General features: G+C 61.8%; 19 protein-coding genes and 1 other RNA gene. 8 read left to right on the top strand and 12 right to left on the bottom strand.

The window, feature by feature from the left end:
• Window positions 1–5: 5 nt before the first annotated feature.
• The 8 genes from KI609_RS10780 to KI609_RS10745 form a co-directional block, all read right to left on the bottom strand.
• Window positions 6–410: a hypothetical protein gene (locus KI609_RS10780; protein ID WP_226449863.1), complete on the bottom strand. Its 405-nt coding sequence runs from the start codon at window positions 408–410 to the stop codon at window positions 6–8.
• Window positions 411–420: 10 nt separating this feature from the next.
• Complete coding sequence (locus KI609_RS10775) at window positions 421–1,038, bottom strand: hypothetical protein (protein WP_226449861.1); 618 nt, start codon at window positions 1,036–1,038, stop codon at window positions 421–423.
• Window positions 1,039–1,088: 50 nt separating this feature from the next.
• Window positions 1,089–4,217, bottom strand: coding sequence for a PLxRFG domain-containing protein (locus tag KI609_RS10770; RefSeq protein ID WP_226449859.1), 3,129 nt, complete (start codon window positions 4,215–4,217; stop codon window positions 1,089–1,091).
• Between the two features lie 201 nt (window positions 4,218–4,418).
• Complete coding sequence (locus KI609_RS10765; protein WP_226449857.1) at window positions 4,419–5,429, bottom strand: hypothetical protein; 1,011 nt, start codon at window positions 5,427–5,429, stop codon at window positions 4,419–4,421.
• A complete protein-coding gene (locus KI609_RS10760; protein ID WP_226449855.1) occupies window positions 5,426–7,366 on the bottom strand; it encodes a hypothetical protein in 1,941 nt (646 codons plus the stop codon). The genes KI609_RS10765 and KI609_RS10760 overlap by 4 nt, the downstream gene beginning before the upstream one ends.
• The gene (locus tag KI609_RS10755) at window positions 7,363–7,980 is read right to left on the bottom strand and encodes a hypothetical protein (protein WP_226449853.1); all 618 of its coding nucleotides are present in this window, start codon (window positions 7,978–7,980) and stop codon (window positions 7,363–7,365) included. The genes KI609_RS10760 and KI609_RS10755 overlap by 4 nt, the downstream gene beginning before the upstream one ends.
• A 3-nt stretch (window positions 7,981–7,983) precedes the next feature.
• Entirely contained in the window at window positions 7,984–8,424 is a 441-nt protein-coding gene (locus KI609_RS10750) for a hypothetical protein (RefSeq protein ID WP_226449851.1), read from the bottom strand.
• Between the two features lie 21 nt (window positions 8,425–8,445).
• Entirely contained in the window at window positions 8,446–10,329 is a 1,884-nt protein-coding gene (locus KI609_RS10745) for a hypothetical protein (RefSeq protein WP_226449849.1), read from the bottom strand.
• A 684-nt stretch (window positions 10,330–11,013) separates the two neighbouring features.
• Between KI609_RS10745 and KI609_RS10740 the strand changes: the two genes are divergently transcribed.
• Genes KI609_RS10740 through KI609_RS10725 form a run of 4 tightly spaced genes read left to right on the top strand, consistent with a single transcriptional unit; the run spans window position 11,014 to window position 13,080 of the window.
• Window positions 11,014–11,466, top strand: a complete 453-nt coding sequence (locus KI609_RS10740) for a hypothetical protein (RefSeq protein WP_226449847.1) — start codon at window positions 11,014–11,016, stop codon at window positions 11,464–11,466.
• Complete coding sequence (locus KI609_RS10735) at window positions 11,463–11,666, top strand: hypothetical protein (RefSeq protein WP_226449845.1); 204 nt, start codon at window positions 11,463–11,465, stop codon at window positions 11,664–11,666. Before KI609_RS10740 ends, KI609_RS10735 begins: the two co-directional genes overlap by 4 nt.
• Window positions 11,663–11,938 (top strand): excisionase, encoded by a 276-nt coding sequence (locus KI609_RS10730; protein ID WP_226449843.1) that lies wholly within the window; start codon window positions 11,663–11,665, stop codon window positions 11,936–11,938. The genes KI609_RS10735 and KI609_RS10730 overlap by 4 nt, the downstream gene beginning before the upstream one ends.
• Window positions 11,935–13,080 carry a site-specific integrase gene (locus KI609_RS10725; protein WP_264181382.1) on the top strand — a complete coding sequence of 382 codons (1,146 nt, stop codon included), beginning with the start codon at window positions 11,935–11,937 and terminating at the stop codon, window positions 13,078–13,080. The genes KI609_RS10730 and KI609_RS10725 overlap by 4 nt, the downstream gene beginning before the upstream one ends.
• Before the next feature lie 112 nt (window positions 13,081–13,192).
• On the opposite strand, the gene ssrA is transcribed toward KI609_RS10725, so the two are convergent.
• From ssrA to ompA, 4 genes are all read right to left on the bottom strand, one after another.
• Window positions 13,193–13,579: a transfer-messenger RNA gene (gene ssrA, locus KI609_RS10720) on the bottom strand.
• 18 nt (window positions 13,580–13,597) lie between these two features.
• Window positions 13,598–14,257, bottom strand: a complete 660-nt coding sequence (locus KI609_RS10715; RefSeq protein ID WP_226449838.1) for an HAD family hydrolase — start codon at window positions 14,255–14,257, stop codon at window positions 13,598–13,600.
• A gap of 10 nt (window positions 14,258–14,267) precedes the next feature.
• A complete protein-coding gene (gene ubiG / locus KI609_RS10710) occupies window positions 14,268–14,978 on the bottom strand; it encodes a bifunctional 2-polyprenyl-6-hydroxyphenol methylase/3-demethylubiquinol 3-O-methyltransferase UbiG (protein WP_226450325.1) in 711 nt (236 codons plus the stop codon).
• A 94-nt stretch (window positions 14,979–15,072) separates the two neighbouring features.
• Window positions 15,073–15,708 carry an outer membrane protein OmpA gene (gene ompA, locus KI609_RS10705; RefSeq protein ID WP_319003140.1) on the bottom strand — a complete coding sequence of 212 codons (636 nt, stop codon included), beginning with the start codon at window positions 15,706–15,708 and terminating at the stop codon, window positions 15,073–15,075.
• 224 nt (window positions 15,709–15,932) lie between these two features.
• On the opposite strand from ompA, the gene gyrA reads away from it, so the two are divergent.
• The 4 genes from gyrA to KI609_RS10685 all read left to right on the top strand — a co-directional run bounded on the left by gyrA (window position 15,933) and on the right by KI609_RS10685 (window position 21,855).
• A complete protein-coding gene (gene gyrA, locus KI609_RS10700; protein WP_226449836.1) occupies window positions 15,933–18,599 on the top strand; it encodes a DNA gyrase subunit A in 2,667 nt (888 codons plus the stop codon).
• A 104-nt stretch (window positions 18,600–18,703) separates the two neighbouring features.
• Complete coding sequence (serC, locus tag KI609_RS10695; protein ID WP_226449834.1) at window positions 18,704–19,813, top strand: 3-phosphoserine/phosphohydroxythreonine transaminase; 1,110 nt, start codon at window positions 18,704–18,706, stop codon at window positions 19,811–19,813.
• A gap of 59 nt (window positions 19,814–19,872) precedes the next feature.
• Entirely contained in the window at window positions 19,873–20,970 is a 1,098-nt protein-coding gene (gene pheA / locus KI609_RS10690) for a prephenate dehydratase (protein ID WP_226449832.1), read from the top strand.
• 12 nt (window positions 20,971–20,982) lie between these two features.
• Window positions 20,983–21,855: a prephenate dehydrogenase gene (locus KI609_RS10685; protein WP_226449829.1), complete on the top strand. Its 873-nt coding sequence runs from the start codon at window positions 20,983–20,985 to the stop codon at window positions 21,853–21,855.
• Window positions 21,856–21,928: the final 73 nt, after the last annotated feature.

Genomic DNA, 21,928 nt, shown 5'->3' with positions numbered 1-21,928 from the left:
CTGCTTTATGCCCCGCCAGCAGTCAGCGTCTTGGCAGTGATGGTCACAGTCTGCCCGGAGGCGATGCTGGTGTTGTCCAGGGTCATGTCGCCACCGCCGCCCGTGGCTGTGATGGAGCCCTGCTCGTGGCAAGTCGTTGCGGAGTTGTCCTTCAAGCGGTAGTGACCGGCCGTACCGGCGGCACCGGCCGCGACGGTCCAGGAGCCAGCGAGCGCCTTGGCGCCAGCGGATGCAGCGCCCATCCAATCTGCTGGGCAGGTGATTTCGGCGAGCAGCGTGCCGCTGTCAGCGGCTGCGCAGTTGGCGGGCGCTGCGCCGGTGCGAATCTGCAGCTTTGGGGATGTACCGATAGTGGTTTCGATGCTGTCCAAGAACGCATTGCGCACAGCGGTGGAAAATTGGGCGGCCATGTGGGCTCCTTCAAACAATAGGGGTGGTTACTTCGGTGTCGATGGCGACGGCACCCTCCATCAGCGCCGTGACCACGCCGCCAGGGGAAACAAGCTCGAGGTCGTACACGCCTGCGGTTTTCGTGAAGGCCTCGGCCTGCTCCGCCGTGATTGAGATTTCGATGACCTTGGTTCCGTCATCCAGCGCGATGCCGCCGTTCTCGGTAGTCAACTCCAGCAGCACGGTGCCGCCCACGCGGTCCTTGATCTGCATGCGCGCCTTGTAGCCGTCGAGGCTGTGCGGTGTGAGCCATGCCAGATAGCCCGTGCCGGCCTGGTGCTTGCTGAATGCTGCGGCGCTGATCTCGTTGAACTGGATCTGCGTTGCGCTCACCACGGTGGCGCGGCGCATGTCCGAAGCCTTGGGTGGATTGCTTTTGGCGTTGAGCTGGGTGAGGCCCTTGGCGTCCACGACAGCCACATTCCAGCCATCGGGGATGGTGTGAGCGGCCGACGTGATGGCTACCGGCGCGGTGAGCGAAATGCTGGCGATGGCCGCATACAGCCAGGGCGTTGTCTCCCACCGCACGGGCAGGACGAAGGTTGCCCCTCGGCGGAGTTCAATGTCGTGCTGTAGTGCTGCTGCCATGCCCTGCAGTTTTCCGGCTGCTGGGCATGGGGTAAAACCAGACTGGGGGGCTACAAAGTGGCACGCGCCTTCGCCGCTTCTTCCCGCAGCTGCTGGCGCATCGCCTTGGGCGCAGTGTCGGCAATCCGCTGGTCCTTGGTCTTGCCCATTTCTCGCACGCGCTTGAGCACGGCTGGCATGCTCACCACAATGCGCTGGTCTGGGTTCTTGCGATTCCAGTCCTCCAGATCCGCACGAGCTTCTGCAACCAGGCCAGGGTCTTTCTCAAAGATCCCCTTTGCCCACTTGGCGCGGATTTCCTGCGCCTGCTGGTTGTAGAAGTTCTTGGCCTGCTGGTTGATGAAATTGGCCTCTTGCACCTTGGACACACTGGCGGGTTGGAAGCCGATGGCCTTCATGGCCGCCTCGGCGGGGCTGGTGTCCAGAACCTTGTAGCCCTTGTCGTCGCGGTACATGCCGGTGGCGGCCATGTCGGCGCCCTTGACTGCGTTGCGCACGGCGGCAGGCGCCATCTGCAGAAGCCCGGCGCCCACATCGCCCGCCAGGATGGAGCGCGTACCCGACGCCACGCGCTTGGCCAGGTCGCCCACTGGGCCCACCACTTCCAGCACGTCGCGGGTGTAGTCGGTCTTTTCCTTGAACAGGCCAGTGGCCGGCAGCAGGTTCCCCATGCCAAGGCGCCCGGACACGTCCAGAGGCATACCTGGCAGGCCGGTGATACCGCGCTCAATGAAGCCTGCGCCAGCCTCACCGAACAGGCTTTCGAGCAATTCCTGCTTGGCCTTCTTGCTATTGAAGTTGTAGCCTGCCAGCTGCGCCAGACCATCCACCAAATCCTCGGCATCCTCGGCAAACGGCAGGCCGCCCGCACCACCCATCAGCATGAGCATGCCCAGCGCCAGGAGCACGGCCTTTTTGCCCTCGGGGCCGCCCTGCGTCCACATCCGGCCCAGCAGCTCCAGATAGGCAATGGAGTAGGTCTTGAAGGTCATCGCGGTGGCGCCCACTGCCCCGCGGCCCCACTTCATCTTGTTCGCCTTGCTGTAGGTGAACTGGGTTTCAATCACGGCCTTCTTGGCGAAGGCGGCCGGGTTGGCCATGCCTTGCGCCTTGGCCACGCGGTACGCGGCAATGAAGGTCATGCGGCGGTTCACCTGCTCTGCCGCGCCGAACACCTTGCCCCAGGCCAGTGACAGGCGGGTGAGCGCATTACTCGCTGCGGCGCGCGCATCCCCGGCGCGCGTGCCATCGCCAGGGCGCAACGAGCCGGACCCCCGGGCCTGTGCCATGAGCTGGTGCACCTCCTGCGGGCTCACGGTGCCTTCTTCCTCGGCCTGCTTGAGGGCGGCGGCCAGGTCGGCCTCGTAGCGGTGGCTACGGCTGGCCAGGTTCTTGGCTGCGCGGCCCAGCTCAGCTGCGGCCTGTTTGGCGCCACCGAACTGCGACAGCCACGGGAATGTGACGGCAGCAGGCTGGCTCATGTTCACAAAAGCCGAAGCGATGGAACCACCCAGGTACTGGGCAAACAACAGTCCGCGCACGGCCTGGGCTTCCTCCTGGGGGTTCTTCACGTATTCCGAGAGCTGGATCGCTGCGTCTTTCAGCTCGCCCTGCTGCTTGGGAATCGCCGTGATCGCCTCGCCCAGCTCGCCCATGTGCAGCCCGGCCGAAGTCTGGCGGGAGTTGCTGTAGAGGAAGCTGGCCAGCACCCGGCCCACATCCTCGCTGTAACCCGCGATGCCCTGGCGGTGAATCAGGCGGCGCATGGCGCTGCGGTTGGTCTTGGTGCGGCGCAGGTACTCTTGGAAAGCCTGGTCCTTGGCCTGATCGCCATCGGATTCAAGGCCCAGCATGTTCCCGAACAGCTCAAGCGACTCGGGCGTTATGCCGGCCAGCAGCTTGAACTCGTCGTTTGACAGCGTGCCCTGGGTCACGGCGTCCTGCCCGAACTCCTTGCGCATCTTGATGGCCATCAGATTGGCCTCGCGGGCAGTCTCGAACAGGCCGAAGTATTGGCGCTCGCCATTCTCGTCCACCACGTCCACCGTGTACTGGCCGAAGCGCGACAGCGGTGCATAGCCCTGCTCCTGCAGCTCCTGCACGCGGGCGGCACGGTCCAGCATTCCGTTCGACACCTGGCCGATTTCGCCTGCGCGGTCGGGATTCTCCTTGGCCAGCATCTGCAGGTGTTTACGCAGGATCTGCGCGGCATCCTGTGCGTCCTTGGCATCCATCACCATGTCGCGCAGCTCGGCCACGTCCTTGCCGCCGTAGCGCAGCATGTCGGCGCGGGCCATGGTATCCAGGCTGCGGTCTGTCGCGGCGCGGAACTCTTGGTACAGGTCCACTTGGGCGTCGGTCAGCTTGAACAGGGATTTCAGCTCGGCGGGCGTCCACACCACACCGGCCTGCAGCATCTGCGACTCGTAGCGGGAATCCACGTTTGCGGTGTACTGGTCCAGGGGCAGGCCCTGCCAGGCTTTCAGCATGCCCTCACTGATCTTGTTGTTGCGCAGAAGGCGCTGCGCCTTTTGCTCGGCGTTCAGGTTTGCGGCCTGGTCCAGCAGGGTCTGCAAGCGCACGGGCACTTCCTCGCCCTCACCAGACTCGCCGCCCTGGCTCTGCTCTTCCATGCCTTCAGCTGCTTCACCCATTTCCTCGGGCTCGCCCAGTTCTTCCAGCATTTCAGGTCCAAAGGCCTGCGTGCTATCGGCCGGCATGATGAAGGTGCCGGGGCGCTTCTCCGTTTCGATGGAGTCGCTGGTCCCAGTGCCTGGCCCACGGATCAGGCCGCCTGCCTTGAACCCGTGCGGCTTGACCGCGCCGCCGTTTTTCAGGCCCTGCTCCTTTTCACGGCGCTGCATGGCGCTCATGCCCGCATAGTCCGTGATAGCTGCCTGCGGAGCTGGCGCAGCAGGAGCGGCTGGAGCTGGGGTTTGGCGAGCGGCGACACGGGCCGCCGCCTCCCGATTGCGCTCCTGATTTTTGGCATCTGCCGCCAGCAGTTCCTCGCGGGTCTTTGGGCGCAGTCCCACCATCCCCTTGATCGTATCCACGATACCGCCATCGGCCAGGGCTTGAGGCTGCTGCTTGTAGCCCATGGCCTCCATCTGGGGGATCATGGCGCGCAGGCGTGCGGTATTGGATGTGTCGGCTGGTTGCGCAGGTTGAAATCCCATGGCCTGCATCCGGGGGATCAGGTCACGGACGCCCGCGACACCGCGCGAACCGAACGGTACAGATCCGCCATCAGCGAGCTGGGGCACGGTCTTGTTCCGTGCGGATTTTGGTTGGAAGCCGTACATGGCGCATCCTTTGAGTCGCGTTTTTTTGATTCTTGCGGTGCCCTGCCTATCGAACAAACCCGACAGGGGTGGTGGTTACAGCGACACGTTGGAAGAAATGGTGTTTCCAACATTGACGCCGATAGCGTTCAGGCTTGCTCCGACGGAATCACCAAGCATCTTCAAATTGGCCACCGAGGCATCTGCCCGCAGCTTGGCCGTTTCCATCTTGGCGCGCAGATTGGCCTCGTTGGCCCGCTCTTTCAGCTCCGCATCGGTGATTTCCAGCCGCAGAAATGGCTCCAGGGCAGCGCTCTCGGCCTGGTAAAGCGACACCAGCGTGCGCGCCGCGTCGTTCTTGAGCCCGCTCAGTGAGGTGGCCAGCTGCGCGGCGGTCTGGGGCGCGAGCATTACCGTGCGCACATAGTCGCTCACCGCCTGCAGCGCCTGCGTGAACAGGTTGCCCGCCGTGGTGATGGCAAAGCGAACGTTCTCCACCTCGGTGTCGAAGCTCTTGATGGCAATGTCCCGGCTCTGCTCGGCCAGCTTGTCCCGGCTGTCCTGGCGGATCATGGCAATGTCGTTCAGCATGGCGCCGGGCGGCAGCGGCCAGCCCGCGCGGGCGTACTTCTCGGTCACGCCGGCGGTATCCCGGGCGGCCTGTTTCAGGACGCGCGCACGCCCGCGCTCCCAGAGCGCCGTTTCCACCGCCGGATTGATACCCGTGCCGCCCTCATTGATCGCCCGCTTGCACCAACGCATGGCGTCTGCAAGCAGGGTCATGTCGGGGAAGGCAATGCCCACCATCTTGTTGAAAGCGTCTTCCACCAGGGCAGAAAGCTCTGCATTTTTCTCGTCAAAGAAGGCGAACGCACTGTTCGGGTCGTCAAACTGCAGGCCATCCGGGGGCGCGATCTGCTCCAGCGCTGTGCTCAGGGAAGGCAGCGGGATCTGCGCGGCGGTGCCAACATCGCCCTTGATACCGTCGCCAAACGCAAACGCCCGCTCGAACCACTCCTGGGCGTTGTTCCACTTGGCGTTGATGATCTGCGTGGTCTGCAGGGCTGGACCTGTCACCCCGCTGGGAATGGTCACAATATCGGTCATGTTCCGATCCTCCGGGCCGATTCGGCAATGAGAAAGCGCACGGCATCCACCTCAAAGGGCGTGCCGCTGTCGTTGTAGAAAGTGGGCGTCAGGTAGGTGCTCTGCATGCCCTTGCCCAGGTCGAAGCGCATTTCGCGCATGGTGCTTCCATACACCCGGGCTTGGTAGGAATATCTGGCCGGCACGCCGCGCACCAGCGCATCCACCTCCAGCCGCATCGCGCCGGCCGCCGCGCCCAGGTAGCAGTGGGTCACGGTCTTGACCTGCGGATTGCCGAAATTCATCTGGCCCAGGCCAAACACCGACACGATGGGATCGCCAGCGTCGTCCTCGCCCTCCAGCAAGAACAGGCCTTCGTCGGTCGCGCCGTAGTAGCGACCGCCGATCTTGGCGACACTGTTGAACGGGTAGTTCTCGTACTGCGTGGTGCCGCCCACCTTGCCACTGGTGATGTTCATTGCGAACACCTCCATCAAGCGCGAGAGCGCCCCCAGTTCGCCGCCCAGCACCAGGTGCATGGCTTCAGTCTGCAGCACCACATCCGCCAGCGCGCTCAGGCTGCCGCCCAGGATGCCACGCATATCCGCGGTGGTCAGCGTGATTTCAGCGTAAGGGGTGAAGCCGCCGCCCAGCACGCCGATGATGGGCTCAGTCTGCAGGATGCTGGTGCTCGCAGATCCTGTGAAGCTGCCAGACAGCAGGCCAACAAGGGGTGCTGTAGCCAGGGTGACAATCGCAAAGTGGCTGATCTCCCCGCCCAGGATGCCCATGATCGCGGGCGGCTGGTCGGAGGCGTAGCCCTGCATCGGGGCCATCTCGGCGTGTGACTCGCCATATTTCTTGTCAACAGCCATGCCTGTCATGGGCCGCATCACAGCGTTGGACGTGCCGTACCGCACTTCTGGCCCATAGGCGGCGCCGTACATCGGCATCATCTGGGCGGCGCTCACTGCATATGTTGGGGCGAGCATGCCCGCCGATGCACTGCCGCTCATGGGCCGCATGGAGGCGTGTGACTCACCATACTTCTTGTCAGTGGCCATCCCAGTCATCGGGCGCATGACCGCGTTGGACCGAGGCCACAAATCGCTGGCTGCACCAGTCATCTGCGCCATAGAGGCGTGCGAAAAGCTCCACCCAGATGTTTCCGAGGCGAAGCCGCTCATGGGCCGCATGGAGGCATTGGAATAACCGCCCGTGGTCCCGATGAGAGTCGGTGCGTCAACGATGTCACCGCCCGAATACAACGACACGTCAAGGAACACAGGGCGCGTGCTGGGCTCCAGGCTGGTGTAAATCAGTGCATCGTTTTGGTAGTAGCGCACCTGGTCGCCCACACGCTCAATCTTGAACGTGTCGGTCTTTAGGAACGTTGCATCTGACCCTTTCAGCACTCCAAGCTCGATCACCCGGAACGTCTCATTCTGGAAATAGAGCCCGTGCTCGATGCTCAGATAGCCAGAGTCTTCATCCACATCATTGAAGCCCACCACTGCGCCGCTGGCGCTCGGAACCAAGAAAGTCGCGGCGCCGTTGCCCGACAGCTCGGCGATGGACCTGGCCCCTGCATTCCACCCGATGCCAAATTCCTGCACCACGGTGCGTGGGCGGTAGGTCACGGCTTCCTGAGCCTTTTGTTCCGGGCGCGCAGGGTAGAAAACTGAAACCTGTACGTCCTCGCATACGCGGGTTGTTGTCGTGACGCCTGGAGAGCCCGGGATCTGCACAAAGGTCACCACCGCCTTGCCGTCCACAATGGTGACCACTTTGGTCAGTGACGGGGCCGTTCCCCCAGTTGTCCTTGTGACGAGGCGGCAGAACTGCTTTGTCTCTGTTGCCGTGTACGCCGGGCGCGCGGGCATGTAGGGGATTGCTGCCGAAGCCGCACGCTCGGGCAGCACCACTACATTCGTGACTTTTTTGAGGGTGTTGGTCACGGGATTTCCTTTGTGCCAGACAAACTCGTCCAGAAAGCAGGAGTAGTTGGTGGCTCAGGGCTGGTGAATGCAGAGATCGCAACCGAGAACCGGTCGCTGTCGCTGATCGTCGTAATCCCAGACCAATACGACGGGTCCGCCGCCACGGCGACAGCAACGATCACCCTCGGGTCAGATAGCTCGGGCGCTTGCCATACAGCAACCGCAATGTAATTTGTCCCGCTGACCACAGCACCAGGCGCCAAAGCGGACAGATCGAAACTCCCCGGATAGAGCAGGCCGTCTCCGTCGATGATTCGCACGTCGAATGCACGCACCGTCCCATCCAGCGGCTGGACAAACCGGATATCACCAGGGGTGATCGCGTACAAAGCAGCGATGTCCGGGTTGGCATCCGTGATCTCGTTGGCTGGGTAATAGCCAAACCGCTGCCCAGTGGAATCCGCCTGAGATGCTGAGTACGTGCCCGCGCCAAGGAACGTAACGGCGCCGTCGTCATAGATCGCATACGCGCGCAACGGCGCATCCCACGGCGCCCCGTACACATTGCCTGACGGGATGTAGCTGTAGTTCTCCGCCCGGCTGAAATAGGCGTACCCAGCGAGCGTCGCCATGGCTTAGAACGTAGGCAGGTTGATGCTGAATTCGTACAGGGGCTGCTCGATGCCAGACTCGAACGCCGTGCTGCCGAGGTTCATTTCTGCTCCGGATTTGCTGACGCGCCCTTGCACGCGAGGCTCAGTGGTAGACACGACACCGGTGTCGGCTGCCCCCACATAGCGGTAGTAGCCAGCGATGCCCGTGGCGATAATGGTGCCCTTGAGCACGTCCGAAACTACCTTGGACACGATGCCATCGACAGCAGTGGTGTCCAGCGTGAAGCCAGCGCCCGCACCGTCTTTGTCTATGACGCACAGCAGTGTGCCAGTCTCGGCCGCATCGGCGCTTACGGGCTCTGGGCCGCTGAAGATGCGGATCTTGCCGCCTGCCAGCGCAGCACGCGCGCTACCAGTGACCTGCATGTAGTTGCGCAGGCCAGAAGAGGTTTTGTAGGTCATGATGATTCCCTTTGCTGTGATTCAGTTTTTTACCCAGAGCGCGCCAGACATGAAGCCGCCGAACTCTTCTTCATCGTCAACGCCGTCGGGGTCGCCCCAATAGCTGTAGTCGCGGTCCTGCCCAAAGGCTGCGTTGAACACCGCTTTGTGCGTGGTGTCCTGCTTGCCGTGGACATGGATGGCATCAAACCAGTTCAGGGCACCCTCTGTCGAACCCGACAGGGGGGAGATCAGCTCGCCGGTAGCTGTGGGGATTTCTTCGGGGCCATCGAAACGAATTTCGCCCTGTGTGCGGTTGATGCATGCGGCCCAGTGCCCGCCCGGGTGGGCAGGGATACTGTTGCCCGGCAGCAGACTGGGGGTGATGAAGCGAGCTGCGAATTCCTGCTGCATGGCCAGGGCGGCGCCCTCATTGCCGCAGGGCGCCTCACCGCGTGGGATGCTTGGCAGGCGCACTGCATCCGCTGGCGTGGCCATGGTCACTGCAGGGTCTGGCCCAAACTCTGGAATGTCAGGCTGGTACAGGATGGAGCGCACCGCCTGGCCTCGGATGCGCAGATGGTGGTTGGGATACACCTGGCTGCCGAATCGGCGGCTGGCGCGCGCTGCGTTCCACTCCAGATGCGGGCTGGGATCGTCCACCACCAGCCGCTCATAGCTGGATGCCGTGGCCCTGTTGCGCTGATACGTGCGGGTGATGAAGTTCAAAAACCGCAGGTCGGCCACGTCAATGTGCGTCACAAAGGTGGCCGGCATGTGGTTCTCGCTCAGGTATTTGGCGCGAGCCAGCCCGATCTCGAACTGCGGGGATGTGGTGCTGGTGGTCAGCGGCATGAACACCCGCCCGGGGTAGCCCACGGTTTCACCGTTCTCCTGCTCGAATGCGCGGTCGGTGTCCGGGCCCGCGTAGAAGAACTCCGTGAGCACGTCCAGGCCGTCGAACTCCCACCGCTCGTTGTGCACCAGGCACAGGCGCTGCACCATGGCCTGCGTCCGCTGGTTGCGCACCATGTAGTACGCATGGACGCCATCGGCCCGGAACTGCCCGGTCAGCGCGCTTTCCAGGTAGGGCTCGTCAATGTGGTCGTGGTATCGCCGCCCGCTCGCAAAGCCTGGCGGCCCCACGATCCCGCGAAGATGCCGGCCGCCCTGGGCGTACTGCACGCCCGCCGTCAGGTAACGCCAGGTGTTGCCGCCCACAGGATCCGTGGGGAACCCGGTCCCCTCGTCCGTCACGCCCTGCCCCGGTGTGAAATACACCTCCACCTCGGCCACCACCAGGTCATCGTCCGCGAGGCCGTCCACCGCGTCCTGCTCCTTGGTGCGGGGCGTGGCCACGTAGTAGGCGGCGTCCACAAAGTACCGCTTGGGGCGCTCGCTGGTGGCGTCGTAGAACTCGCTTTGGAGCACATCAAACGTCACATCGAAGGCGTAAGGGTCGCTCTCGCTGGTCGCCGTCACCGTAATGCCCAGCTCCAGCAGGCCCGGCAGGTAGGTGAATGCGGGCTCGTAGTTCTCCGGGCTGGGCACTGCCTTCCAGTCCTTGGTGCTGCCGCCCACGACGGGATTGAAACCCGCCTCCTGCGAACACCCCACCAGCACGCCGTCGATCAGGTATGCGCGGGCAAATGTCTGCTCTCCGAATTTGCGAGGCAGGCGGTACTCACGCACGCGGCGGTAGGCCCAGCCGTCGCCGTCTGGATCTGCGCGAAATGAGCCATCCGCTTCACGGCCAGGCGCCGAGTTTTGGTAACCGTTGCCAGCGTTCTGCGTGGTGTAGAGGTTGTTGAAATGGGCATCCGGCATCAGCGGCTTGCCGTCCACCAGGTAGTAAGGGCCGAATGGGTCGCCCGCATTGGTCTTGGTCCACACCCAAACCCACGACTCCACTTTTTTGTGCGCCACGGTCGCGCAGCGGGTGGCGAGTCGCGTCTTTCCAACCGAGGGTGGTGTGCAAAAAAGCGATGAGCGCAAGGCGGCAATTGAAAAGCGCGTTTGCAACCGCCTTTACACGCTCCAGCCGCAGCTCTTCTGCGTGACGTGCCTGAGTCCGCACCTGCCAGTTCACCGCGACAGCACCGGCGGCAATTGCGACGATGGCCCCCACAGCTTGAACCCAACTAGCCACGTTGCTGGAGTTGTCGCTGATCCACACCCCAAGGCCAACCAGGACGGCCAACACCCCTACCGAGGCGATGACCAGAGCCCACGCAACAAACAACCTCTCGACCCAACTCAGTTTCGAATCCCGCATATGCCCACTCCATATGGCGAAAGTCTATCCGCGAGAGTCCCTTGAATTAAGAGCTCGTTGCGCGAGTGCAAGTCGCGGGTCGCCAAAACTACAAGTTCACTAGCCCCGAGCGCCGGGGCGTAACCGACCGCCTGGTGCTGCTGACCAGCCGCGCCCCCTGAGTTTGTGGAGCGCAAGTGCCGGAAGGCCAACCCCCACACCAGTTGCGCCGCTCGAATAGCCCCGGGAAGCCGGGAGGGCTGCCCAGCAAGGCAGGAGCTGTCGGATCTGTATCAACAGGCGGGTGATCCGCTGCACTTCACCTGGCTGCGAAAGCGGCAGGGAGGAAAGAAAACATGACCCTACCCTATGAGAACGCCACCAGCGGCGACGCTGCACTGGGCGAGATCCGCAAGGTGCTCACCAAATTTGGCTGCGCCCGATTCGGCACGATGACAGACACCGAGGCCGGCGAGTTGATCGTGCAGTTCAGCTATCGCGGCATGGATGTGACCGCGCGCGCTAGCTACCGGGGCTACGCGGCTGCTTGGCTGAAAGAGCACCCTTACACCACGCGCATGCGCGGCACCAGGGTGGACCACGAGCGCAAAGCGATGAAGCAGGCCGAGATCAGCGTCTGCAGCGTGCTCCGCGACTGGATCAAGGGCCAGGTGGTGGCCATCGAAACAGGGGTTCTCACCTTTGAGGGCGCATTCCTGGGGCAGATCCTGCTGCCAACCGGCAGCACGGTACTGGAGCAGGCGCGCAAGGTGGGCCTGCTTCCGGCACCAGGAGGAAACACACCATGAAGATCGGAATCGCACGCATCTACTACGGCGGCAGCCGGCGCTGGTTCACCCTGCGCGCGGCTTGCCGTGCTCACGCCCGCGATGTCATTGACGCTCGCCGGGCCCTCGAAGGCTACGACCGCAATGACCCGTGGCCCGCTGAACGAGTCGAACGCTTGGCCAAGCGGCTGGAACGAGAACATAGGAGAACCACAGCATGAACAGCTCCAAAAAACAGGCAGATAACGATTCACGCTTTGTTACAGAGCCTGAGCAGGACGGCAGCACAGTCGCGCCGCAGCCCGAATGGGTCCTGGCCAGCAAGTTCCAGGACATGACGGGCATCACCAAAGAAACGGTGAAACAGCGCAAAAAGAGCGGCGTCTGGAAAGAGGGGCAACAGGTTGCCGTCATCGCCAGGCGTCTGTACGTCAACATCAAAGCGGCTGACCAGTGGATAAACGACCAACTCCCCCAACCCCGCCGGGCGTGAAGATCCGGCAATTCGTTGCCGGTGACCGCATCCAGGTGGCTTTCACCTGGAACGACCAGGAATGCCGGGAGCTGCTGCCTCCCTGCCCCATCAACAAGTCGAGTATCCAGCGCGCATCCGTGCTTCGTGAAGAGGTGCGCCGCAAGGTCGGTGAAGGGACGTTTGTCTATGCGGACTACTTCCCGGACAGCCCCAGGGCCAAGGCGAACGTCAAGGACGCCCTGCTTATGGAAGTGCTGCTGCAACGCCAGCTAGAAACCTACGAGAAGCAAGTGCAGAACGGCCAGATGGCCAAGTCTTCCTATCGAGGGTACGCCAAAGCCATCACAGGGGAGAGAATGCGCCGCTGGCATGGACTGACTGTGCGCGAAGTGGCCCCCAGCGCCCTGCGCGAATGGATCAGCGTGATGGACTGCACCAGCAAGACCATCAGAAATACTTTGATTCCCTTGCGCAGCATCTTCGAAGACGCCTTGAACGATGAGCTGATCGACTTCAACCCATTCGACCGCATCGCTCTGACCAAGCTCATCAGGCAGACCGCCAAGGCCAGCGACTACGTGATTCAGCCTTTCACGGCCGATGAACGTGGCGCGATCCTTGAAGCCTGCCGGCCGGATGAGCGGCCGATGGTGCAGTTCTGGTTTCACTCGGGACTCCGGCCGGGCGAGCTGCAGGCGCTGGAGTGGGGCCACATCGACTGGGAGCGGCACATCGCACGCATTGAACTCAACCAGGTGGCGGGGGTAATCAAGGCGCCAAAAACGGCAGCCGGCATCCGCGATCTGGAACTCAACGCCGAAGCCATGGCAGCCCTGACAGCACAGAAAGTAATCAGTCTGATGCGCGGCCCCAGGGTGTGGCTCAACCCAAGCAGCCTGCAGCCTTGGGAAACAGATGCTCAGGTGCGCAAGACGCTGTGGATGCCACTTATGAAGCGCTCAAAGGTGCCCTACCGCAACCCGTATCAGGTACGGCACACCTACGCATCAAGCCTGCTGACGGCTGGTCAGAACCCTTGGTATGTCGCCCAGCAACTGGGGCACGAGGACGTAGAAATGGTGTTTCGCACCTATGGCAAGTTCATCCGCGAGGACTACCAAAAGCCCAAGGCTGAATTGCGCATCGTGGGATCAATCTGATCGGTGCGATTTACGTGCGAAATCGGTGCGATTTTCAGGACACCACCAGACCCCGACGGACAAAGAAAAACCGCCACAGACTGGGGTTTCCAGTGTGTGGCGGTGTCTTAGATGGTGGAGCTGGCGGGAATTGAACCCGCGTCCGCAAGCCTTTATCGGGCAGATCTACATGCTTAGCGGTCTGATTTAAATCTCGCCAATGTTGTCGCGCAGTCGCACGCTACACCACCAGCCAGCACCCTTTTTTCTTACCCCAAGCCAAGGTACCCGGATCAGGGCCAGCCCATGTAATTATCCTTGCAGCCGGGAGGAACTGATTACTCAGAACCCCCTTGCCCAGCCCATCGGCCAACTGTTGCAAGGCTCACTGGCAATTAAGCAGCGAGTGCGAAACGTTCGTCGTTTGCAGTTAGTTTTTTAAATCGAGATTTACGAGCGTGACTCAAGCTCGACATGCACCACACCGACTCCGAACCCACGTCGAAACCAGGACAGCCCCAAGACATCTATTTTAGTCTTATGCGAGCAATTGCAAGAGCTCCTTGGGATATTTAATTGTGGCGTGCGCGCCCCAGGCTTTGGGATCCACTTTTGCGCCCAAATATCCATACGCAGCAGCTACCGTTCCCATGTTGGCAGCAAGCCCCGCCACAATATCTCGCTCATCATCTCCCACATAAATGCACTGCTCAGGGCGCAATTGCAAGCGCGAGGCCGCCTCCAACAACGGCGCCGGATGAGGTTTGGGATGGGATGCCGTGTCTCCGCTGATAACGGCTCCAGCTGTTGCAAACAGACTGATGGCTCGTGTCAGGGGCTCCGTGAAACGTGCGGCCTTGTTCGTGACGACACCCCACACCAAATTGCGCTGCAAAATATGGTCGATGAGATCAGGTATGCCCTCAAAAATTGTAGTGCGTTGGGTCATACGCGACTCATAGTTCTCAAAGAACTCTTCTCGCAGGCTGGCAAATTCCGGGTGTTCAGGCCCAATGCCAAAAGCCTCGCCCAACATACCGCGAGCACCCGCACCGGCCATGGGGCGATAACGAGCCATTGGCAAAGAGGGCAACCCGCGATCGGTGCGCATTTGGTCAGCGGCTGCGCCCAGATCCGGCGCGCTATCAATGAGAGTTCCATCCAGATCGAACAAAACAGCACGAATATCGTGAAACACTGGGCGGGCCTTACACAATACGCTGAGTGGCAAACAGGTAGTTCACACTGGTGTTCCAGCTGAGCCAATATCGTCGCGTGAGGGGGTTATATTCCAGCCCCTTTGTTTGCAGAACTTCAAGCCCCGCGTCACGGCAACTGGCAGCCAGCTCGCTAGGGCGAATCATTTTGGCGTATTCGTGTGTTCCGCGTGGCAACATGTTCAGCACATACTCGGCACCGACAACGGCCAACATGAACGCCTTGGCATTGCGGTTAATGGTGGAGAAAAACACCCAGCCTCCCGGTTTCACCAATTGCGCGCAGGCGCGAACCACAGAACCCGGGTCCGGGACATGCTCAAGCATCTCCATACAGGTGACCACATCAAAACTGGCCGGCTGCTCTTGTGCGAGCCGTTCAACGCTGACTTCCCTGTATTGAATATTCTGCGTACCGGTTTCAAGCGCGTGTAGCTGCGCCACGCGCAAGGCTTTTGATGCCAGATCCACGCCCAGCACCTCTGCACCTTTATGAGCCATCGAATCCGCCAGTATTCCCCCGCCACAGCCTACGTCCAGCACCCTCTTTCCAGATAGTGGACACAAAGCATTGATCCAGTCGAGCCGCAAAGGATTGATTTGATGCAAGGGGCGGAATTCGCTCTCGGGATCCCACCAGCGATGGGCCAGCTCTGAAAACTTGGCCAATTCGGCCGGATCTGCGTTGACGGTGTCACTCATGAAGCTGATTGTCCCCCAAGAAACACAAAATTCAGAAGAAGCCAAACGCAAAAAAGCCCCGTCACCGGGGCTTTTTTGAGGAGTAATCCAGAGATTACTGAGCGGCGCGAGTGCCAACCACTTCGATTTCCACGCGGCGGTTCTTTGCACGGCCTTCGGCAGTCTTGTTGTCTGCAACAGGTTGCTTTTCGCCCTTGCCTTCGGTGTAAACGCGGTTCTTTTCGATGCCCTTGGACACCAAGTAAGCCTTGACGGCTTCGGAACGGCGCACCGACAGCTTCTGGTTGTATGCATCAGAGCCCACGGAGTCGGTATGACCCACAGCAATGATCACTTCCAGGTTGATGCCCTTGACCTTGGAAACCAGGTCGTCCAGCTTGGCTTTGCCTTCTGGCTTGAGCACCGACTTGTCGAAGTCGAAGAATGCGTCAGCAGCGTAAGTCACCTTGGTAGCGACGGCTGGAGCCGGCTTAGCAGCGGGCGCAGCAGCAGGTGCTGGGGCAGCAGCAGGTGCTGCAGCAGCTGGAGCCGCAGCAGCGATAGCGCCGTCGCAGCCAGGAGCAGCCGTTGCAGGCGTCCAGTTGGAATCGCGCCAGCAGTACTCATTGGTGCCGTTCTTCCAGACCAGTTGGCCAGAAGCGTCTCTCCAGTTGTCAACAGTTTGTGCGCCAGCGGCGGTTGCGAGCGCTGCAGAGGCAAACAACATCGCCACTTTGTTCAGTTTCTTCATGGTTCTCCTCTTGGGGAAAAAGCCGCAGCCGCGCTGCGAATCAGGACGCTTGGAGTGACCATCACCCAAAGCGTTCAAACGATTGTGCCATACGTAACAGGGCAAAAGCGGGGGCACCCACCTGGGGGCCGTAGGACAAAACCGGAATTGCTTTGATATGTTGCGTGGTCGCTACACGGTCTTACCTCTAAAATGGTTCTCCTTCGCCGCCACCGCCGTCCCCAATGACCCAGTTTGCCAAAGAAACCCTGCCGATCAGCCTCGAAGAGGAGATGCGGCGCAGTTACCTTGATTACGCGATGAGTGTGATCGTGGGGCGGGCTCTGCCCGACGCGCGAGACGGCTTGAAGCCGGTACATCGGCGCGTGTTGTATGCCATGCACGAGATGGGCAACAACTACAACAGCAAGTACCGAAAGAGTGCTCAGGCGGTTGGCGAGACGATGGGTAAGTACCACCCCCACGGGGACTCTGCCATCTACGACACGATCGTGCGCATGGCGCAGCCATTCAGTTTGCGCCATCCGTTGATTGATGGCCAGGGCAATTTCGGCTCGGTCGATGGCGACAACGCCGCAGCCATGCGGTACACCGAAATCCGCCTGGACAAGATCGCCCACGAAATGTTGGCCGACATCGACAAAGAAACCGTCGACTTTGGCCCGAATTACGACGGTAGCTTGACTGAGCCCATCGTGCTGCCCAGCAAGTTGCCCAATCTGCTGGTCAACGGCTCATCCGGCATTGCCGTGGGCATGGCCACCAATATTCCACCCCACAATCTGAACGAGGTGGTGGACGCCTGCCTGCACATGCTGCGCAACCCGGATGTCACCATCGACGAATTGATGGAGATCATCCCGGCACCCGACTTTCCCACGGCCGGCATCATCTACGGCATCAACGGCGTCAAGGACGGATACCGCACCGGGCGCGGCCGCGTGATCATGCGCGCCAAGTGCCACTTTGAGGACATCGACAAAGGCCAGCGCCAGGCGATCATCGTTGACGAGTTGCCCTACCAGGTCAACAAGAAGACGTTGCAAGAGCGCATGGCCGAGCTGGTGCATGAGAAGAAGATCGAAGGCATCAGCCACATCCAGGACGAGTCCGACAAGTCGGGCATGCGCCTGGTGATCGAACTCAAGCGCGGCGAAGTGCCCGAGGTGGTGCTCAACAACCTGTACAAGCAGACGCAACTGCAGGACACGTTCGGCATGAACATGGTGGCGCTGATCGACGGCCAGCCCCGCCTGTGCAACCTGCGCGACCTGATCAGCGTCTTCCTGCAGCACCGCCGCGAGGTGGTCACCCGCCGCACGGTGTTCGAGCTGCGCAAGGCGCGTGATCGTGGCCATGTGCTCGAAGGCCTGGCCGTGGCCCTGGCCAACATTGATGACTTCATCGCCATCATCCGCAACGCCCCCACCCCACCGGTGGCCAAGGCCGAGCTGATGGCCCGCCCGTGGGACAGCAAGCTGGTGCGCGAGATGCTCACCCGCACGCGGGCCGACGGCGGCGTGGTCAATGCCGACGACTACCGGCCCGACGGGCTGGAAAAAGAACTTGGCATGGGCCAGGACGGCCTCTACCGCCTGTCGGAAACGCAAGCCCAGGAAATCCTGCAGATGCGACTGCAGCGCCTGACCGGCCTGGAGCAGGACAAGATCGTGGCCGAGTACAAGGAAGTCATGGCAGTCATCGAAGACCTGCTGGACATCCTGGCCAAGCCCGAGCGCGTCTCCACCATCATTGGTGACGAGCTAACCTCCATCAAGCAGGAGTTCGGCCAGCACAAGCTGGGCGCACGCCGAAGCATCGTCGAATACAGCGCACAAGACCTGTCTACCGAGGACCTGATCACTCCGACCGACATGGTCGTGACGCTCAGCCACACCGGCTACATCAAGAGCCAGCCCCTGTCCGAATACCGCGCGCAAAAACGCGGCGGACGCGGCAAACAGGCCACGGCGACCAAAGAAGACGACTGGATCGACCAGCTGTTCATCGCCAACACGCACGACTACATCCTGTGCTTCTCCAACCGGGGCCGCCTGTACTGGCTCAAGGTGTGGGAGGTGCCTGCGGGATCACGTGGTTCGCGCGGCCGCCCCATCGTCAACATGTTCCCGCTGCAGGACGGCGAAAAGATCAATGTCGTGCTGCCGCTCACAGGCGACATGCGCACCTTCCCGGCCGACCGCTATGTCTTCATGGGCACCAGCATGGGCACCGTGAAGAAGACGGCGCTGGACGAGTTCAGCAACCCGCGCAAGGGCGGCATCATTGCCGTCAACCTGGATGACGGCGACTACCTGATCGGCGCCGCCCTCACCGACGGCCAGCACGATGTGATGCTGTTCAGCGACGGCGGCAAGGCCGTGCGCTTTGACGAGAACGACGTGCGCCCCCTGGGCCGCCAGGCCCGCGGCGTGCGCGGCATGATGCTGGAAGACGGCCAGAGCGTGATCGCCATGCTGGTGGCCGAGAACGAAACCCAGAGCGTGCTCACCGCCACCGAAAACGGCTACGGCAAACGCACCAGCATCGTCGAATACACGCGCCACGGCCGTGGCACCAAGGGCATGATCGCCATCCAGCAAACAGAGCGCAACGGCAAGGTCGTGGCCGCCACGCTGGTGCATGCCGACGATGAAATCATGCTCATCACCGACAAGGGCGTGCTCGTGCGCACACGGGTCGCTGAAATCCGCGAACTGGGCCGCGCGACGCAAGGGGTCACCTTGATCGCGTTGGACGAGGGTTCCAAGCTCAGCGGTCTGCAGCGCATCGTCGAAAACGACGCCAACATGCCCGACACAGATGCGCAAGTTGACGACACCAGCCCACCTGGCGCCGATGCGCCAGACCTGCCCCCCACCGACGCTTGATGCCCCCGCCGAAGGAGCCCCATTCCACGGGGCACATTCGCTACGAAAACAATAGCTGCTTGCGCTTGTGGAATAAGCGCCACATGCCTATTTGACACTTACCCATGAATCGCCCGTACAACTTCTCCGCTGGCCCCGCTGCCATTCCTGCCGAAGTCCTGGAACAAGCCGCTGCAGAAATGCTGGACTGGCACGGCAGCGGCATGGGTGTGATGGAAATGAGCCACCGCGGCAAGGAATTCATCTCGATCTACGAGAACGCGGAGGCTGACCTGCGTGAACTGCTGGCCGTGCCGGCCCACTTCAAGATCCTGTTCATGCAGGGTGGCGGTCTGGCCGAGAACGCCATCGTGCCGCTGAACCTCTCGCGCGCCGCCACGGTGGACTTCGTGATCACCGGCAGCTGGAGCCAGAAATCGCAAAAGGAAGCACGCAAATACGCCTCCGAAGTGCGTGTGGTGGCTTCTGGCGAAGACAGCCACTTCACCACCGTGCCCGATCCGTCTACCTGGCAGCTGAGCCGCGGCGCCAGTTATGTGCACCTTTGCAGCAACGAAACCATCCACGGCATTGAGTTCCACACACTGCCCGACCTGCAGGCGCTGGGCAGCGATGCCCCCCTGGTGATTGATTTTTCGTCCCACGTGGCGTCGCGCCCGGTGGACTGGTCACGCGTTGGGCTGGCCTTTGGTGGCGCACAGAAAAACCTGGGGCCCGCCGGCCTCACGTTGGTGGTGGTGCGCGAAGACCTGTTGGGGCAGGCCCTTCCCGCCTGCCCAAGCGCTTTTGACTACAAAATCGTGGCCGAGAACCAGTCCATGTTCAACACGCCCCCCACCTGGGGTATCTACATGGCAGGCCTGACCTTTCAATGGCTCAAGCGCCAGCGCGAAGGTGCGGCCAGCGGCGTGGCCGCAATGGAACAACGCAACATGGCCAAGGCGCAGTTGTTGTACAGCGCCATTGACCAGTCCCAGTTCTACGTGAACAAGGTGGCCGTCAATGCACGGTCGCGCATGAACATTCCCTTCTTCCTGCGTGACGAATCGCGCAACGAGGCGTTCCTGGCAGGCGCCAAGGAGCGCGGGTTGCTGCAACTCAAGGGCCACAAATCGGTGGGGGGCATGCGTGCCAGTGTCTACAACGCTATGCCGCTGGCGGGCGTGCAGGCGCTGGTGGACTACATGCGAGAATTTGAGCAGAAACACGCCTGAGCCTTCAGGGAACACAGGCCTGCACTCGTTCCAGCGCCGCATCGACACATCAGCCACTCATGAACACTCCGCAAGCCTCACCCGAACTCGCCAGCCTGCGCGTGCAGATTGACAGCATTGACCAGCAACTGCTCACGCTGCTGAACCAGCGTGCTCTGGTGGCCGAACGGGTGGGCGAGATCAAAAAACGCGAAGGCACCCCTTTCTTTCGCCCCGACCGCGTGGCCCAGGTCATCGACAAGATCACCCACGCCAATCCCGGGCCGCTCAAGGGCCCGCATGTGGCTGCTATCTGGCGCGAGATCATGTCCGCCTGTCTGGCGCTCGAATCGCCCCAACGGGTTGCCGTTCTCGGCCCCGAAGGTACGTTCTGTGAACAGGCGGCGATTGAATTTTTTGGTGGCGCAGCCGACCTGATGTACTGCGCGAATTTCGACGAAGTGTTCCACTCCACCGCAGCTGGCAGCGCGCAGTACGGTGTGGTGGGCGTTGAAAACTCCACCGAAGGTGTGGTCACCCGCTCACTGGATCTGTTTCTGCACACTCCCACGCATGTGGTGGGCGAGGTAAGCCTGCTGGTTCGCCACAACCTGCTGCGCACCAGCAATTCTGCAGAAGGCATTGAGGTCGTGTTGGCGCACCCACAAGCGCTGGCTCAGTGCCAGGCCTGGTTGTCCAAGCACTTGCCACATGCTGAACGCAGGCCCGTCTCCAGCAACGCGGAAGGTGCGCGCCTGGCCACCACCAACCCCGCATGGGCTGCGTTGTCCAGCGATCGGGCGGCCACCCAGTTTGGCCTGCACATCGTCTCGCACGCCATTCAGGATGACGCCTACAACCGCACGCGGTTTGCCATCATCTGTCTGCCCCACACACTGCAAACGCCGCCACCGAGCGGCAAGGACTGCACCAGCCTGGTGGTGTCCGTGCCCAACCGTCCCGGCGCCGTGCATGACCTGCTCGTGCCGCTGAAGACCAACGGCGTCTCCATGACTCGTTTTGAATCGCGCCCGGCACGCACCGGCCAATGGGAGTACTACTTCTACATCGACCTGGATGGTCACCCCGCCCAACCACACGTCGCGCGGGCGCTGGAAGAACTGCGCAGCCTGTGCGCGTTCTACAAGGTCCTGGGGACCTACCCCGTTTCTGCGTAAGGAGCCATCGCCATGTTTGAACAATTGGGGCTGATTGGCTGCGGGCTCATGGGTGGATCGTTTGCGCTGGCCATGAAAAAAGCGGGGCTGGTCAAACGCGTGGTGGGGTACAGCAAGTCGCCTTCCACGACGGATCGCGCGCGCCAGCTTGGTGTGATTGACGTCGAGGCACCGTCCGCATTGCTCGCCGTCGCGGGTGCCGATGTGGTGCTGGTGGCCGTGCCCGTCGCGGCCACCGAAGCAACGCTCAAGGCCATCAAGCATCTGGTCACGCCCCAGATGCTCATCATGGATGTGGGCTCAACCAAGGCAGACGTGGTGCAGGCCGCGCAGCGCGCGCTGCGCGACCAGGTGGGCTCATTCGTGCCGGCACACCCGATCACGGGGCGCGAGGTCTCGGGTGTGGAACATGCCGAGGCAGATCTCTACAGTGGGCGCCAGGTCATCCTGACACCCACCGAACGCACGCTGACTGTTCAGCTGCAACGGGCCGAAACGATATGGAACGCCCTGGGCTGCCGCGTGAGCAGCATGTCGCCAGAGTCCCACGACGCCGCCTTCGCGGCTGTCAGCCACCTGCCCCACGTGCTGGCTTTTGCAATGATGAACAGCATCACAGGGCAATCACACGGCGACGAATTTCTGTCGCTGGCCGGCCCCGGGTTCCGGGACTTCACGCGCATTGCCGCCAGCGACCCCAAGATGTGGCGTGACATCCTGCTGTCCAACCGGGAAGAACTCATCGCCCAGTCCAAGCTGTTTCGCCAGGCATTGGCCAACATCGAGCAGGCCATGGAAAAAAGCCAGGCGCAGAGTCTGGAGGACATGCTCACCCTGGCCAGCGAGACCCGCGCCCACTGGCGCATGGGCGCAAAGCGGAAGTAACCCCCCCTGAGTCGCCTTCGGCGCCTTCCCCCAAGGGGACGCCACCAGTGGCCTGGCAAAGCCAGCTCCACGG

The organism is Acidovorax radicis, assembly GCF_020510705.1.
GTDB classification, from domain to species: domain Bacteria; phylum Pseudomonadota; class Gammaproteobacteria; order Burkholderiales; family Burkholderiaceae_C; genus Acidovorax; species Acidovorax radicis_A.
Note: the sequence above shows the minus strand (reverse complement) of the source record. Positions and strands in the feature narration are given on the sequence as shown.